This window comes from Ferrovum myxofaciens, from assembly GCF_000735045.1.
GTDB classification, from domain to species: Bacteria; Pseudomonadota; Gammaproteobacteria; order Burkholderiales; family Ferrovaceae; genus Ferrovum; species Ferrovum myxofaciens.
Genome location: NZ_JPOQ01000263.1, coordinates 1 through 457, shown reverse-complemented (window position 1 = coordinate 457; position 457 = coordinate 1). Strand labels below are relative to the sequence as shown.

Here is a 457-nt window from a genome sequence, read left to right as displayed (position 1 = left end):
GTAACTACTCGCCCCCTAATTCACCAGCCAAAGCCATTTGAATGGCAATCATGGGATTGACCCCTTTGTAAGCCATGGTTTGCAGGTAACTGGTGATGCGGCAATAGGCATGGGCATAGATTTCAGAGCGGAAGCAGCCAGACACCTTTTGCTTGACCTTGCTCATTCTCAAGTCGCGTTCACCGCGATTATTGGTGAACGGTACCAGTGGGTCTCTGGCGAAGAGCAATACGGAAGCCTCATGTTTTTGCAGTCGCTCCAGCAAATTATGCGCGTCCGACTTGGCGATTCTACCGCGTTTTCCTGCTGGCTTATCTGGAATAGCAGGCATTTCCAAGGTGCCCAGTTCCAGAATTTTTCGATAGCATTTTAGCAATCGGGCATATTCCCTATCATCAAGGCATTTCTTCTCGCAATCAGAAACGCGCTTGTAGGTGGCCTGCAGCAGGCGTTTCAT

Annotated in this window: 1 protein-coding gene; it reads right to left on the bottom strand. The window is 49.7% G+C overall.

What is annotated here, in order from left to right; all coding sequences use genetic code 11:
- Positions 1-4: 4 nt before the first annotated feature.
- Positions 5-457, bottom strand: a 453-nt coding sequence (locus tag IV91_RS19555; RefSeq protein ID WP_031599278.1) for an IS66 family transposase, incomplete at its 5' end; no start/stop codon positions are given.